Below are 15065 nucleotides of genomic sequence, written 5' to 3'. Positions count from 1 at the left end.
AGAGCAGAGGATCCCGATGAGCGTCGAGGACATCAAGGCCGCCGCCGAGCGGGTCAAGGCGGAAGGCAAGAGCAAGCCGCGCCTGGGCCGCCACCCGGTCAACCAGCCGATGATCGACCACTGGGTCGATGCGATGGGCGACAAGAACCCGATCTACGTCGACGAGGCCGCGGCGAAGGCGGCCGGTCACCCGGGCGCCGTCGCGCCGCCCGCGATGATCCAGGTGTGGACGATGATGGGTCTGGGCGGTGTACGCCCCGACGACGACCCGCTGGGCAAGATCATCGAATTGTTCGACGACGCAGGCTATATCGGTGTGGTCGCCACCAACTGCGAACAGACCTATCACCGGTATCTGCGGGTCGGCGAACAGGTCAGCGTCACCGCAGAGCTGACCGACGTCATCGGGCCGAAGAACACCGCGTTGGGTGAGGGCTTCTTCATCACGCAGAAGATCACCTGGCAGGTCGGCGATGAAGACATCGCCGAGATGATGTGGCGCATAATGAAGTTCAGGCCCGCCGACAGCGGTACGGGCACCCAGGTGCCCGACGACCTGGACGCCGATTCGATGATGCGGCCGGCGTCGTCGCGGGACACCAAGTTCTTCTGGGACGGCGTCAACGCGCACGAACTGCGGATCCAGAAGCGTCCCGACGGCACGCTGCAGCATCCGCCGGTGCCCGCGCTGTGGCTGGACAAAGAGCAGCCCACCGACTACGTCGTGGCCAGCGGTAAGGGCACGGTGTTCAGCTTCGTGGTGCACCACGCCCCGAAGGTGCCCGGTCGCACACTGCCGTTCGTCGTCGCGCTCGTCGAACTCGAGGAGGGCGTCCGGATGCTCGGGGAGTTACGCAACGTTGACCCCGGCGCCGTGGAGATCGGAATGTCGGTCCGCGCAACGTTTATCGACTTTCCAGAAGGCGATTCAGGCCCGGCCTGGACATTGTATGCATGGGAGCCGGACACGTGAGCACACCGACTGTCGAAGTAGGCACCAAGCTGCCCGAACTGGCGCTGTACGGCGACCCGACGTTCATCGTGTCGACGGCGATCGCCACCCGCGACTACCAGGACGTCCACCACGACCGCGACAAGGCGCAGGCCAAAGGGTCGAAGGACATCTTCGTCAACATCCTCACCGACACCGGTCTGGTTCAGCGCTACATCACCGACTGGGCCGGGCCTACCGCGGTCATCAAGTCGATCGGTCTGCGCCTCGGGGCGCCGTGGTATGCCTACGACACCGTGACGTTCAAGGGCGAGGTCACCGGGATAGAAGACGGGCTCATCAGCCTGAAAATCACTGGCAGCAACAGCCTGGGTGACCACGTGATCGCCAACGCGACGCTAACCATCGGAGGTAACTGATGCCCGGCGAGTTGTCCGGCAAGGCGGCGATCGTCGGGATCGGAGCCACCGACTTCTCCAAGAACTCCGGTCGCAGCGAGCTGCGGCTCGCCTCTGAAGCCGTTCTGGACGCGCTCGACGACGCGGGTCTGACCCCTGCCGATGTCGACGGCATGGTCACGTTCACGATGGACTCCAATACCGAGGTGGCGATCTCGCGCGCGATCGGCATCCCTGAGTTGAAGTTCTTCTCCAAGATCCACCACGGCGGCGGCGCGGCCTGCGCCACGGTCCAGCAGGCCGCGATCGCGGTGGCGACCGGAGTCGCGGATTGCGTTGTGGCATACCGGGCTTTCAACGAACGCTCGGGAACCCGCTTCGGTCAGGTGCAGATGCGGCTGGTGGAGAACGCCGACTCCACCGGTGTGGACAACTCGTTCTCGTATCCCCACGGGCTGTCCACCCCCGCCGCGCAGGTGGCGATGATCGCCAGGCGCTACATGCACTTGTCCGGTGCCACCAGCAAGGACTTCGGCGCGGTATCGGTGGCCGACCGCAAGCACGCGGCCAAGAACCCGAAGGCGTACTTCTACGAGAAGCCGATCACCATTGAGGACCACCAGAATTCGCGGTGGATCGCCGAACCGTTGCGGCTGCTGGACTGCTGCCAGGAAACCGATGGTGGTGTGGCCCTGGTGATCACGTCCGCGGAGCGGGCCAAAGACCTAAAGCACCGACCCGCGGTCATCGAGGCGGCGTCGCAAGGTTCCAGCGCCGACCAGTATTCGATGGTCAGCTACTACCGGCCAGAGCTCGGCCTTCCGGAGATGGGGCTGGTGGGCAGGCAGCTGTGGCAGCAGTCGGGGCTCAAGCCGACCGACATCCAGACCGCCGTGCTCTACGACCACTTCACGCCGTTCACCCTGATCCAGTTGGAGGAACTCGGGTTCTGCGATCAGGGCGATGCCAAGGACTTCGTCGCCGACGGCGCCATCGAGATCGGTGGACGGTTGCCGATCAACACCCACGGCGGCCAGTTGGGTGAGGCCTACATCCACGGCATGAACGGCATCGCCGAAGGGGTACGCCAACTGCGCGGCACATCGGTGAACCCGGTGCCCGACGTCGAACATGTGCTCGTCACCGCGGGCACCGGCGTGCCGACATCGGGTCTGATCCTGGGCTGACCCCGCCACGGCGGGTCCCGCTGCTACTACCCTCAAAGCCGTGAGTTCGCCTCAGCCACCGGATCCCTCGTCGACGCCGGAAAACGACGCTGTCGACGGACCCGGCCCCGACGAAGCCGACACCGGGCCGGTGCGCGCTGTGCCCCGCGCACCAGACACCCAGATGAGGCGCTTTGACGCCCCGCTCTCCGTGACACCGCGGCCGGTGCAGCCGCGTTCGGTGCCCAAAGCGGTGCCAGTAGCGGTGGCGGCGGTCATCGCCGTCGCCGCGGCCGTCGGGTTGGGGTTCTGGCTGCTGCGGCCGTCACCGCAGGACGATGCGCCCGCTGTCGCGACGCCGCCGCCATCGGGGCCGACAACAACGCCACCGACAACTCCGGCGACGACCACTCGGCCCAACCACGCGCCACGCCTCATGCAGATGCTTCCACCCGGCTACCCGCCGGGCGCGTGTGAAGCGGTCGACGCGCCGGAAAACGTGCTGGCACAGGTCAACTGCGTACAAAACGTTGACCCCGACGGCCCGCTGTCGGCGGTGTACACGTTGGTCGAAGACAGGGCCGCACTCGACGCCGTGTTCAACGACGCGATGCAGACCGCGACCCAGGTGGTCTGTCCCGGCAACATTCAGTCGCCTGGCCCGTGGCGGCGTAACGCCGCCCCGGACCGGGTGGCCGGCACGTTGTTCTGCGGCCTTCGGGAAGGTCAGCCCACGGTGATCTGGACCGACGACGACCGACTTGTGGTCAGCGCCGTCGAAAGCGGCCCGCAGGGGCCGACCTTCCCGCAGCTGTACGCGTGGTGGTCATCCCACTCGTGACAGCCGATAGCTGCTTGGTTCAGGGCGTCGGGACCGGCGCGTAGGTCGACGGCGTCGGCGCCTGGTCACCCGCCGGGGCCGGAGTGCCCTGGCTTCCCGCGGGCTGCGGCGTGCCCTCCGCGGTCGCCGGAGCGGGCGCACCCTCGGCCGGCGGCGCGGCAGGAGCGCCCTCAGCCGGCGGCAGCGGCGTTCCCGCCGAACCTGCCGGCACCGACTCGGTTCCCGCCGGCAGCGGCGTGCCCTGGCTGCCCTCGGGTGCCTCGGTTCCGACTGCCGCGGGCGCGGCCTCCGTTGCCGGCGCCTGGGCCGGGCTCTGGGAGCCCGTCGACGGGTACGACGTCGACGCAGCGCCGCTCGACGTGGATTCAGGTGCCTCGACCCAAACGATCAGATCCTGGCCGCCCGCGTTGTAGACGATGCTGTTCGGCTCGGCGCCGGTGACGTCGAAATACACCTTGCCCGTGGTCTGTTCGCCTTGCGGGATCGCGGCCGGGTTGACGCCCTGCGGGGTGGCGACACCGAACAGCGCGCGATAGGTCTCGCCGTTGGCGGCCCGGGCGTTGAGGTTCGACACGATCGGGATCACGGTGCCCTGGATCGCTTGATCGTTGGCGGTGATCTCCCACAACGTTCCTTGCACGTTGTAGGGGATGGGGTCGGAACTCGGCTGAAGGTTGTCGACCGTCCAGCCCTGAATGACGTTGCCGTCAACCAGCTTGCCCTGGGTGCCCAGTGTCAGCGTCTGGACCTGGATCTGTGGCTGGACCTGTGTCTGCGTGGTGGCTTCGGCTTCGGGGTCAGCGCCTGCGACCGGCGCGGCGAAAACACCGATGACTCCGGCCGCAGCGAAACTGGCGGTTGCCGATATCGTGATCTTGCTCATCTTGTTCAAAGTGATGCACTCCTGGTCGTCCGAAATTCGGCATCCCCTTACCCGCGGGGACGTTTCCCAAACCTGAAAGTAGCAGGTCGGTGGGTCGTCATGCCCGGCCGGCAGTGCAACGGGACGCGAAATACGTTCTGCCAGCACGCGTTCAGCAACTCGGCGTAACTGACAGTACGGACGAACACCTACGTAGACATGAGAATCGCCCGCTGGTGGCAAAGGGGCCCGTCGACGCGGGATATTGATGTTAAACGACGTCTAGCGTTTGCTCCCGCCGCGATGGCGACAGATTTTGCTGGCGCTACGCTCAGAGTGCATTTCACTTGAGTTACGCGCGCTCTCAGCAATCGGTCCAGACCGCAAAAGTTGCGCTGCTGAAGGTATTTTCCTAGTGCCGGCGGGGTAAAAAGACGGCGGCTATCCGCAAGACTGGCAAAGTATATCCCGGTACGCCGAACGACGTAAGCACTTGTACGAGAACGGACGAACGGGCTATCGTACGGTCGGTTGAAAATCGGCTGGAACAGCGACGATAGTGTCATCTATTCGGATGAATCTTGTACTCAAAGTCTTGCGCCGAGGTTGCTGCGCGGTAATCTCACGCTCCTAAAGCAAATTTTGCTCCGGTTTGGGTCACCGAGCATCCGAATGTTCTGGGGGAGTTCGATGAATTCATCATCAGTAAACAAAGCGGGGTCTGTCGGCCCTACGGCAGAACAGGTTGCCGACGTCGTCGCCGACATTCCCGCCATCGGCGCGGCCAGGGACGCTCTGCAGCGGGCCGGCTGGCACGCCACCATCGCCGGTAACCGGATCACGGTCAACGACGACGTGCTCGTCCATTTCATCAGTGCCTTCGGCGGCGCGGCGCTCGTCATCGATGCGCATTGCTCATTTCCATCTCAACTCGGAGACAACTAACGATGACGTACTCACTGGCCGCCAACGGCAGCGGCGACACCGACACCTCCGTCCGTCCGACCACGGTGGAAGCGGTGACGGCTCCGCGGACTCCCCACCCCGAGCCGTCACCGCGCCGCCGTCGACGCGTCGGGAAGCCAGCGTTGCAGGGCTCAGTCAGCCTTGTCATCCCGGTTCGAAATGAGGCGCGCAACATCGCGTGGGTGCTCGAGAAGATCTCCGATGAGGTCGACGAAATCATCCTCGTAGACGGCTATTCCACCGATGCGACATTGACCACTGCTCGCAGCTATCGGCCAGACATCCGCATCGTGGCCCAACAGGGAATCGGCAAGGGTAGCGCGCTGCGCACGGGGTTCATGGCCGCCACCGGAGACGTCATCGTGATGATGGACGCCGACGGAAGCATGGAGCCGCAGGAGATCAGGCACTACCTGCACTTCCTGGCCAACGGATACGACTTCGTCAAAGGCTCACGGTTTGTCTGCGGCGGCGGATCGTTGGATATCACGGCTTTTCGCCGGATGGGTAACCGGTTCCTCCTCTCGGTCTTCAACTACCTCTACGACGCCGACCTGACCGATCTCTGCTACGGGTTCTGTGCCTTCCATCGCCGCTACCTGGAACATCTCGACCTTTCCGCGACCGGGTTCGAGATCGAGGCCGAGATGACGGTCCGCGCCATCCAGGCCGGTCTGCGCGTCGCAGAGGTGCCGAGCTTGGAACTCCCCAGGCGGGCAGGCGAATCCAATCTGCATGCCATCCGTGATGGGTCCAGGGTTCTGGCTACCGTGCTGCGGCACCATCGAACTGGCCTATCGGGCCGGCTGGTGCAGACGGTCTACGGCCGTCGCGGGTCGACGATCGCCAGTGCAGACGTGGCAGGCATGTGAGATGACCGTGACCTGTTCGACCGCGCAGCGGTCGCCGACGCACCATGGGCCGACGGCCAGGTCGATTCTCGAAGGCGACCTTCCGGTCGCCCGCACCGAGATCGAGTTGAGCGCTCCGCCTGCGAGGTTGAGCCTCGCCGCTCCATCCACGCTTCCGTGCAAGATCCTCGCCCTGGTTCGACTGCACACCCACCCGCTCGGCGTCGTCGTCCTCGACGGTCGCGCCGACCGCCGGTGGGAAACGCACGCGGCAACGGTGTGGTCGGCGATGCGGGGGCCCGTCAACGAGCACCTGCTGGCAGACGAAATGACGCCCGTCGACGCGTCCGGTTCACAGGCCCGCGAAAACGGTTCGGTGCATCGGTGCCTGCGCCGTCGCGCTGCGGTGTTGGCTGACCCGCCGCACATCACCGTCGTCGTCGCGACCCGTGAGCGTCCGGAGAGCCTGCGCGAGTGTCTATCCGCCCTACTCGACCTCGAGTATCCCCGCTACGACGTGGTGGTCGTCGACAACGATCCCGTCACGTCGTCGACCGCCGAGCTGTTGGCCCATTTCGCGCCGCACGTCCAGTACGTGCGCGAAAACCGCCGGGGCTTGGCGTCGGCGCACAACCGTGGGCTGGAGGAAGTCCGCGGGCAGATCGTGGCGTTCGTCGATGACGATGTCGTTGTCGACCGCCACTGGCTGACCGCCATCGCTGAGGGATTCACCGCCGCGCCCGACGTCGGATGCGTGACCGGTCTCATCCTGCCTGCCGAGCTGAACACCCCGGCGCAACTGCTGCTGGAACGACACGGTGGCTTCGACAAGGGATTTGCGCTCACCGTCTTCGACACCGCCGAGCACCGGCCGAATGATCCGCTGTTTCCTTTCACCGCGGGTCGATTCGGCTCGGGCGCCAACATGGCGTTCGACACGGCGGTGCTGCGTGGGCTCGGCGGCTTCGACACCACAATCGGCGTGGGCACCTTCGCACGCGGCGGTGACGACCTTGCTGCGTTCTTCCGCGTCGTTCTGAACCACCAGGTGGTCTACCAACCCGATGCGATCGTGTGGCACAAGCACCACCGCGAGATGGCCGCACTGCGCAACCAGGCGTTCGGCTACGGTGTCGGCCTCGGAGCGTTCCTGACCAGCGTGATGGTGCACGAGCCCGGGATGTGGCCCCATCTGCTACGTCGGCTACCTGCCGGTTTCGGGTATGCGTTCAAAGCGTCGTCTGCCCGCAACGAGGGTCGGTACACCGGTTGGCCGCCGGAGTTGGCACGGCTCGAAAAGCGCGGCCTGGCGTACGGACCGGTCGCGTATGCCGTCAGCCGATGGCGTGCGCATCGCAGTGCGGCTCATCGATGACCGCCGATACCACCCTGTCGCGCGGCCAGCTCGGCGCGCCCGAGCGGGCGCCTGCCGTCCCCGAGACAGAAAGCAGGCTCGAGTCGCGATCCCGTAGGACCGTCGCGGCAGTGCGCGCCGGCTGGCGAAATCCATTGTTGCGAAACGGTTACTGGTTGACCATCAGCTCGGGCCTTTCGGCGGTGATCGGCTTCGGCTATTGGGCCGTGGCGGCGTGGAAGTATGACGCCGCCAGCGTGGGGAGCAACTCGGCCGCCATTTCGATGATGGTTCTGGCTGCCGCCGTCGCAGCCCTCAATCTGTCCAGTGCAATGGTGCGCTTCGTCCCGACCGCGGGACGACGCACGCGACGCCTCGTGGCTGTCGCCTTCATCGTGAGCACCTGCCTCGCCGTCGTCATCGCCACCGCAGCCGTGCTGGTCGTTCGAGTCATCGCGCCGGGCGCGGCATTTCTCACCGGTGTGACGCCCATGGTGATGTTCGTGGTCGGCACTGCCGGCTATGCGCTCTTCGTCATCCAGAACGGTGTGCTTGTCGGGTTGCAGCGAGCAGAGTTGGTGCCGGTCATCAACGTCGTGTTCGCCGTCGCCAAAGTCGGTCTCGTGGTGGCTTTTGTTGCTGCCATGCCGTTGCACGGCATCTTCGCGTCATGGGTCTTGTCGATGTGGGTGCTAGTCATCGTCGTCGGAATCTACCTGTTCGGCTGGGCGATCCCCCGGCATCAACGACTGCGTGAAACAGATGACCTGCCGCCCGTGCGTCAGATCGGCAGGTTCGTCGCATTCGACTATGCCGGCTCGATTTCGTCGATCGGCTCCATCGACCTCATGCCGATCATGGTGATCGCGGTTCTGGGCGCCGCCCCGAATGCGTACTTCGCGATCGCTTGGGTCATCGCCTACAGCCTGCATCTGCTCAACACCAACATGGGGACTTCGCTGGTCGCCGAGACCGCTGCGAATCCTGGCCGCCTGGCAGGTTCGGTGCGGCACGTTCTCGGCCATACCTCGAAACTGCTTGTGCCGGTGGTGATCACAACCATGGCAGCGGCTCCGCTACTGCTAGGTATCTTCGGGCCGGGCTACCAAGAAGCTACCGACACACTTCGCCTCCTCGCGCTCGCGGCGATTCCCAACCTCGTAGTCACCACCGCGGTGAGTTCGGCCAGGGCGCAACGTCGTCTCGGTCTGCTGTTGTCGATCCAGCTCACCCAGTGCGGAATCGTGCTCAGCCTCACTTGGGTGTTGTTGCACATCGCCGGCTTGACCGGCGCGGGGCTGGCCTGGTTGATCTCGCAGACGGTAATGGCGGTCTACCTGCTGGTGCGCCGAGACCAGTGGATGACCAACGCCGACACTGCCCGCCCGGATACACGCAAGCGCCGCCGGCATCCGATGCTGCCGGCAACCGCGATCGTATGGGTTTTGCAGCTGCTCACAACGCTGCGGCTGCACACGGTCGTGGATCGGTCGCTGGGTCTGCTGCGCCGTCGGCGGTCAAGCCACTCGCGGTCATTCGACGCGGCGTGGCTGGCAGTTCTCGACGAGACGACCAGCGGGTGCACGACTGCACAACCGGTACGCACCGTCAGTGACGTCGATGTCGCCATCCTCCGCTCGAAATGCGGTGAGCCTTACGCGGTCGCCAAAATCGCCAACGGAGCACTGGGCACTCGGGAGCTGAGTACCCAGCGGGTGATATTGCACCGATTGTCGACCGATGACCGGCTGGCCGAGCTGCATCAGCTGTTACCGCGGGTGCTCGCATTCCGTGAGACACCCCGTGGGATCACGTCGCTGGAAACATACCGACCCGGGGTGAGCCTTGCCGACGCGGTGATGGGGCGTCGCGACCATGCTCCATCTCTTACCGCCGGGGCGCTGGCCGCCATCGGACTGCTGCACCGGCAGACGGGCACCGTGACGCTGATCGACGACGCAGCGCTTCATGACTGGGTGGGCGAACCGTTGGCGGCACTGGCAGACATCTGCGTGCGGATGGATCCGCGCCTGCTGTCCAACGTGGACCATGTCGGTGAATTACTCTGCGGCGCACTCATGCAACGCAGGGCGCTGGTGAGTTGGACGCACGGCGACTTCACCCCCGACAACATACAACTCGACGCGCAGACCGGTGCGGTCACCGGCATTGTGGACTGGGGTGGTGCGCGGCCAGGGCGGTTGGCGCTGCTCGACAGTTACCTGCTGATTCTTGGTGTCAGCCGAATGCTCGAAGCGCGTGAACTCGGTGACATCGTGCGGCGCCGACTGCGCAGCGGCGGGCTGAATCCTCTCGAACGGCAGTCCCTTCGCGCCAGTTACCACAGCAGCGAAACGGCCACGCCGCGGTGTGATCGCCTCGACGAGGAGGCGCTGATCCTGCTGACGTGGCTTCACCACGCAGCCGAAATGTGGCGCAAATGCGTGACTTACCAGGAACATCGCATCTGGTGGGCAGCCAACATCGCCCCCGTCTTGCGCGCCGTGGTCACTTCGACATCGCGGACAACCGTCGCGCCGCGCCCGCGATGGCGAAGGCGCAGCACCGTCCCCGCCTGCGTCGGCCCGGCCACGCCCACGGTGGCGGTGGTGATCTGCGCATACACCGAAGACCGGTGGACGGAGTTGACGTCGGCTGTGGAATCGGTACGGGCACAAACAGTGTCCGCCAACGAGATCATCGTGGTGATAGACCATTGTGCATCGTTGTTTCACCGGGCAGACGCGGCATTTCGTGATATCACGGTCATCGAGAACGCCCAGCGGGCGGGTTTATCCGGTGCGCGAAACACCGGTGCGCGTACCGCCCGGTCGGACGTCGTCGCGTTCCTCGACGACGATGCGGTGGCCGCACCCGACTGGATCGCCTCGCTGATCGAGCCGTACGCAAACCCCCACGTTCTCGGAGTGGGCGGGTATGTCCGGGCGAACTGGCACCAGGGACGACCGAACTGGTTCCCGGCCGAGTTCGACTGGGTGGTCGGTTGCAGCTATCACGGCATGCCGGACGAGCGGTCGGTGATCCGCAACTTCATCGGCGCCAACATGTCATTGCGGCGCGAGCTGTTGATGGAATCGGGCGGATTCGACACGAGGTTGGGCCGCGTCGGCACCCGGCCGGTGGGATGTGAGGAGACCGAACTCTGCATTCGTGTCCAACGCGACAATCCCAACGGCATACATGTGTACGAACCGAGTGCGCACGTCCTGCATGCGGTACCCGCGTCCCGGGGGACCTGGTCGTACTACCGCGCCCGCTGCTTTGCCGAGGGGTTGTCCAAGGCCAAGATGGGCAGTACCACGCCTGCGTCACAGGCTCTTTCGACTGAACGCCGCTATCTGACCTCTACTTTGCCCTTTGCATTCCTGCGCTATGTCGGACAGGCGTTTCGAGGTCATCCGTCGGCGCTCTCTTCCGCATTCGCGTTGATCGCCGGGGTGATGATCACCGGCCTCGGATACACCGTTGGGTACGCACAGCGCGCGGTCGCAAAGGCGACGGCCACCGACGCGAAGCGGTCGCGCCGGCGGCTGCATGGCGCCGCGGCGATGATACCGGTGTGCGGCGCCGCGGCCCTGTGGTTGGTGTCGCTGCCCAGGATTCGGTTGGACCGCATCGGTGACCTCGGGCTGGTTCCGTTGTTTCCGGTAACGTTCTGGGCCGCGCTGGCGGTGCTGCTCGTCGGATATGCCGTCCTGGTGCTCCGCGGCGCGATCCACCCGTGGATGCTCAACGGATATCTCGGCGTGCTGGTTGTCATCCTGCACGCGACCCCCTGTGTGTTGTACGACGCGCTGCGATATTCGTGGGCGTGGAAGCACGTGGGCGTCATCGACTTCTTCGTGCGCAACGAGGGAGTCGACAGCTCGATCCGTGAACTCGGCGTATATCAACGTTGGCCCGGCTTTTTCACATTGAACGCAACCATGATCGAGGCCTCCGGCCTTCGAGGTGCACTCGCCTATGCCGAGTGGGCGCCGCCATTGTTCGGCGTACTGATGCTGGGCCCGGTGTATCTGATCGCACGCACGTTCACTGATGACCGGCGCTTGTTGTGGACCGTACTGGTGGTCTTTGTTCTGGCCAACTGGGTCGGTCAAGATTACTTCGCACCGCAACCGACCGTGTTCTTCCTCTACCTCACCGCGATCGCGTTATGCCTGCGCTATCGAGCGCCGCGGGGGGCGGGCGAAACCGTTGGCCGCCGTCGCGATTTGTTGATCGGTGCAGCGGTGATTCTCATGGTCGTCGCGATCGCTCCGACCCATCAACTCACCCCACTGATGACTGTCTTGGCGTTAGCGGTGCTGGCGCTGTGTCGGTATCGGGTGAAAACGATTCTCCTGGTGGCCATCCTGGCCGCTGTCGGCTGGGACGTCTTGTTCGCATGGCCGTGGATCGCCGAGAACCTTGCGGGGCTGATCGACAAGCTCGGCGCACCGGGGGAGAACGCCCGGTCGGGTTTCATCAACCTCGGCGACGCCAGCCCCAGCCAGGTCGTGGTCGCCAAGATCGACCGCCTGCACAGCGGCGCAATAGGGCTGCTCGCGTTGATCGGGTTCGTCCGCCGAGTACGCCACCACCGCGAGCTCACGTTGGCTCTTCTGGTGATCGCACCGGTCCCAGTGGTCGCCATCAACGACTACGACGGTGAGATGGTGTTCCGTATCTACCTGTTCTCGTTGCCGTTCCTGTGCTTCTACGCGGCAGCGGCCTTCTTCCCGACCAAACGTGCCGGCCAAACGTTTTTCACCTGGATCGGGCTGCCTGCCGTCCTCTTGTTGCTGATTCCAGGGTTTCTCGTCAGCTATTACGGCAAGGAGCAGGCGAACTACTTCAGTAGCGGCGAAGCCGGCGCCTCGGTTTTCGTGTACGGCATCGCGCCGCGGGGCTCCTTGATCATCGGCGCCACCCGGGACTTCCCGTGGGCCTTCATGAACTACGAGTTCTACACCTACGAACGGTTCGGCCTTCTCGAACCCGAGGATCGTCAGGCGATCCTCGACGACCCAGTCGGGGGCTTCGACGAACTGATGACGCCCTACCACCATGCCTACCTGGTTCTGACGCGCAGCCAGATCGCCGACGTCGAGATGATCGGAGCGATGCCGACCGGCAGCATCGCTGCACTCACCGAAACCGTAATCGGTTCACCGCGGTTCACCGTGATTTATCGCACCGACGACGCGGTGGTGCTCACGTTGTCCCAGCCGGTTCGCGAAGAAGGAGCCATGTGATCATGTTCAGTCACCTGTCCCAGATGCGCCTACGCTTCTGGGTCTTGGCAACCACCGGCTGGGTTGTATTGGCCATCGTGATGCTGGTGCCGCCCGCTTCGCCCGTGCGGGTCATCGCCGTGTTCCTCTTCGTCCTCACCGGGCCGGGTTATCCCATGTCCGCTCTTGTGGCACGCGACGTATCCGAACGGTGGGTGCTGGCCATCGCGCTCAGCGCGGCCCTGGCCATCGTCGTCACGGTCGTGTCGACGGTGGTCCGCAACGATTCAATACCGTTGCGCATCGCAGTACTGGCTGCGGTCACCACGGTCGCCTCAATTGCCTGGGGAATGCGCGACTTCCGCACCAACACAGCCGACGAATTCGAGGGTGCGGCGGTGAAATCGTGACCATCATCCCGATCCTGCTCTACCACTCGGTGTCGAAGGCGCCCGCGTCCTGGATTGCGCCCTTTGCGGTCACACCCACCATGTTCACCCGCCACGTCGAGCAGATCGCGACGAGCGGGCGCACCGCGATGACCGTCTCAGGCTTATGCGCCGCGCTCGCGGGTGACAGCAATCTGCCGGCCCATCCGGTCGTGATCACCTTTGACGACGGCTTCGCCGACTTCGCTTACGCCGCCGAGATACTGGCTACAAACGGGCTGCCGAGCACGCTGTACGCGACCACCGGGGCACTTGCCGGCCGCGGGCCGCGAGCGGCAAACCTCAAGTTACCGCCAGCAGCGATGCTCGACTGGTCTCAGCTGCTCGAGCTGACCGAGCTCGGAGTGGAGATCGGTGCTCACACACACACTCATCCCCAACTCGACATCATGAGTGACCGCGCGGCAGCAGACGAGATTCGCTGCAGCAAGGACATGCTGGAGGATGCGCTTGGCTTCGAAGTGCCCAGCTTCGCCTATCCCCACGGCTTTCAGTCAATGCGCACCCGAAGGGTCGCCGCATCGGTCGGGCACCGTTCGGCCTGCGCGGTGCTGAATGCGCTGAGCTCGCACGCCGACGAGCCGATTGCGTTGGCTCGGCTGACGGTCACTGCAAACACGACGCCCTTCCAGCTCAGGGAGTGGCTGAACGGCCGTTGCGCACGGGTGGCGCCGTACCCGGAGCGGCTGCGCACCAAGCTGTGGCGATCTGTTCGACGAATGCGGGGCGACCACGCTACCCGCGGCGTTTTCGACAACACCACGAAATCGAAATCCCGCAACCGGACAGGAGATTGCTAATCATGCGTGCACTAGTGACCGGAGCCGCCGGCTTCATCGGTTCCACCCTCGTCGATCGACTCCTCGCCGACGGATACCAGGTGATCTGTTTGGACAACCTCAGCACCGGCCGTGTTGAGAACCTCGAATCCGCGCAGAAAGCATACGGACACTCTTCGGTCGGAAAGTTCACGTTCATCCGCGGCGACGTGACGGCGCCAGAGCTTTCCGGCATCGTCGCGGCCACCAGCCCGCATGTGGTGTTCCATCTCGCCGCACAGGCGGATCTGCAAAAGTCGGTGACCGACCCACTTTACGATGCGCGCGTCAACGTGCTCGGGACGATCAACCTACTCGAAGCGTGCAGACGCGCCGACGTGCCGAGAGTCGTCTATGCCGCATCCGGCGGCTCCCGGTACGGGGCGCCGGCATGCGTACCGGTCGACGAAAAATCGAGTATCAATCCGCTTTCGCCGTATGCCGCCGCCAAGATCGCCGGCGAACTCTACGCAACCGCCTACGCCGAAATGTACGGATTGTCGTCGATATGCCTCGGTCTGGCCAATGTCTACGGGCCACGACAAGCGCCCGACGGCGAAGCCGGTGTGATCGCCATCTTCAGCAAGGCGATCATCGACGGGCGCATCCCGACGGTATACGGAGACGGTGAGTCGACCCGCGATTACGTGTTTGTTTCCGATGTCGTCGAGGCGTTCGTCCGTGCGGCTTCCGTCGATCCGGCCGTCACCGGGATCGTCAACGTCGGTACCGGACAGCAGACCAGCGTTACCGAAGTGCACCGCCTCATCGCCGCAGCGGTCGGTGGTGCGCCGCCACCCCGGCATGCACGGGCTCGAAGAGGTGAGGTCCGCGCCATCGCGTTGGATAACACCAGAGGTCGTGAAGTGCTCGGATGGGTACCGACCGTTTCGGTGGCCGAAGGTATCAAGCAAACCGTGAAGTGGTTGCGGGCCGTTTCTGAGAGCCGAACCCTTCCGGTGCAGGCGGTGTGACCGCGATGCATCCGCACACCGCCGCCACCACCATGCCACCTCGGGCACCGACGGTGCGAATCCACTGCCCTGCGCCGCGCAGTGTCTGGCGCGACCTCCACGCCGCTGACATCGAGGCGATGCCGACACAGTCTCCCGAGTGGGTGGACAGCCTGACCGCCACCGGCCGGTTCCGTGACGCCAGCCGCCTATACGAG

12 protein-coding genes are annotated in these 15065 nt (G+C 64.7%); 11 read left to right on the top strand and 1 reads right to left on the bottom strand.

The window, feature by feature from the left end; genetic code table 11:
• The first annotated feature begins 16 nt into the window (after nt 1-16).
• The 4 genes from ABQE93_RS13300 to ABQE93_RS13285 are packed head-to-tail and all read left to right on the top strand — an operon-like array spanning nt 17 to nt 3357.
• The gene (locus tag ABQE93_RS13300) at nt 17-973 is read left to right on the top strand and encodes a bifunctional MaoC family dehydratase N-terminal/OB-fold nucleic acid binding domain-containing protein (protein ID WP_448407344.1); all 957 of its coding nucleotides are present in this window, start codon (nt 17-19) and stop codon (nt 971-973) included.
• Nucleotides 970-1371 (top strand): MaoC family dehydratase, encoded by a 402-nt coding sequence (locus ABQE93_RS13295; protein WP_448407345.1) that lies wholly within the window; start codon nt 970-972, stop codon nt 1369-1371. The genes ABQE93_RS13300 and ABQE93_RS13295 overlap by 4 nt, the downstream gene beginning before the upstream one ends.
• Entirely contained in the window at nt 1371-2537 is a 1167-nt protein-coding gene (locus ABQE93_RS13290; RefSeq protein WP_448407346.1) for a 17-hydroxy-3-oxo-4-pregnene-20-carboxyl-CoA lyase, read from the top strand. Before ABQE93_RS13295 ends, ABQE93_RS13290 begins: the two co-directional genes overlap by 1 nt.
• Before the next feature lie 40 nt (nt 2538-2577).
• Entirely contained in the window at nt 2578-3357 is a 780-nt protein-coding gene (locus ABQE93_RS13285) for a hypothetical protein (protein ID WP_448407347.1), read from the top strand.
• Nucleotides 3358-3376: 19 nt separating this feature from the next.
• Here the strand turns inward: ABQE93_RS13285 and ABQE93_RS13280 are convergent, their stop codons facing one another.
• Nucleotides 3377-4240 carry an MPT63 family protein gene (locus tag ABQE93_RS13280; RefSeq protein ID WP_448407348.1) on the bottom strand — a complete coding sequence of 288 codons (864 nt, stop codon included), beginning with the start codon at nt 4238-4240 and terminating at the stop codon, nt 3377-3379.
• A 510-nt stretch (nt 4241-4750) separates the two neighbouring features.
• On the opposite strand from ABQE93_RS13280, the gene ABQE93_RS13275 reads away from it, so the two are divergent.
• The 7 genes from ABQE93_RS13275 to ABQE93_RS13245 all read left to right on the top strand — a co-directional run bounded on the left by ABQE93_RS13275 (nt 4751) and on the right by ABQE93_RS13245 (nt 14868).
• Nucleotides 4751-5164, top strand: coding sequence for a hypothetical protein (locus tag ABQE93_RS13275; RefSeq protein WP_448407349.1), 414 nt, complete (start codon nt 4751-4753; stop codon nt 5162-5164).
• Between the two features lie 2 nt (nt 5165-5166).
• Nucleotides 5167-6057, top strand: a complete 891-nt coding sequence (locus tag ABQE93_RS13270) for a glycosyltransferase family 2 protein (RefSeq protein WP_448407350.1) — start codon at nt 5167-5169, stop codon at nt 6055-6057.
• Nucleotide 6058: 1 nt separating this feature from the next.
• Nucleotides 6059-7411: a glycosyltransferase family 2 protein gene (locus tag ABQE93_RS13265; RefSeq protein WP_448407351.1), complete on the top strand. Its 1353-nt coding sequence runs from the start codon at nt 6059-6061 to the stop codon at nt 7409-7411.
• Nucleotides 7412-7566: 155 nt separating this feature from the next.
• Nucleotides 7567-12648, top strand: a complete 5082-nt coding sequence (locus tag ABQE93_RS13260) for a glycosyltransferase (protein WP_448407352.1) — start codon at nt 7567-7569, stop codon at nt 12646-12648.
• A gap of 44 nt (nt 12649-12692) precedes the next feature.
• On the top strand, nt 12693-13037 hold the full coding sequence (locus ABQE93_RS13255; RefSeq protein WP_448407353.1) for a hypothetical protein: 345 nt from the start codon (nt 12693-12695) through the stop codon (nt 13035-13037).
• Complete coding sequence (locus ABQE93_RS13250) at nt 13034-13876, top strand: polysaccharide deacetylase family protein (protein WP_448407355.1); 843 nt, start codon at nt 13034-13036, stop codon at nt 13874-13876. The genes ABQE93_RS13255 and ABQE93_RS13250 overlap by 4 nt, the downstream gene beginning before the upstream one ends.
• Nucleotides 13777-14868, top strand: a complete 1092-nt coding sequence (locus tag ABQE93_RS13245; protein ID WP_448407356.1) for a GDP-mannose 4,6-dehydratase — start codon at nt 13777-13779, stop codon at nt 14866-14868. Before ABQE93_RS13250 ends, ABQE93_RS13245 begins: the two co-directional genes overlap by 100 nt.
• Nucleotides 14869-15065 lie beyond the last annotated feature (197 nt).

The organism is Mycolicibacterium sp. XJ662 (assembly GCF_053484035.1).
Note: the sequence above shows the minus strand (reverse complement) of the source record. Positions and strands in the feature narration are given on the sequence as shown.

Bases quoted from the DNA above. Each gene is read 5' to 3' on its own strand.
- ABQE93_RS13300 (WP_448407344.1), top strand. From the start codon at position 17: ATGAGCGTCGAGGACATCAAGGCCGCCGCCGAGCGGGTCAAGGCGGAA.
- ABQE93_RS13290 (WP_448407346.1), top strand. From the start codon at position 1,371: ATGCCCGGCGAGTTGTCCGGCAAGGCGGCGATCGTCGGGATCGGAGCC.
- ABQE93_RS13280 (WP_448407348.1), bottom strand. From the start codon at position 4,240: ATGAGCAAGATCACGATATCGGCAACCGCCAGTTTCGCTGCGGCCGGA.
- ABQE93_RS13270 (WP_448407350.1), top strand. From the start codon at position 5,167: ATGACGTACTCACTGGCCGCCAACGGCAGCGGCGACACCGACACCTCC.
- ABQE93_RS13265 (WP_448407351.1), top strand. From the start codon at position 6,059: ATGACCGTGACCTGTTCGACCGCGCAGCGGTCGCCGACGCACCATGGG.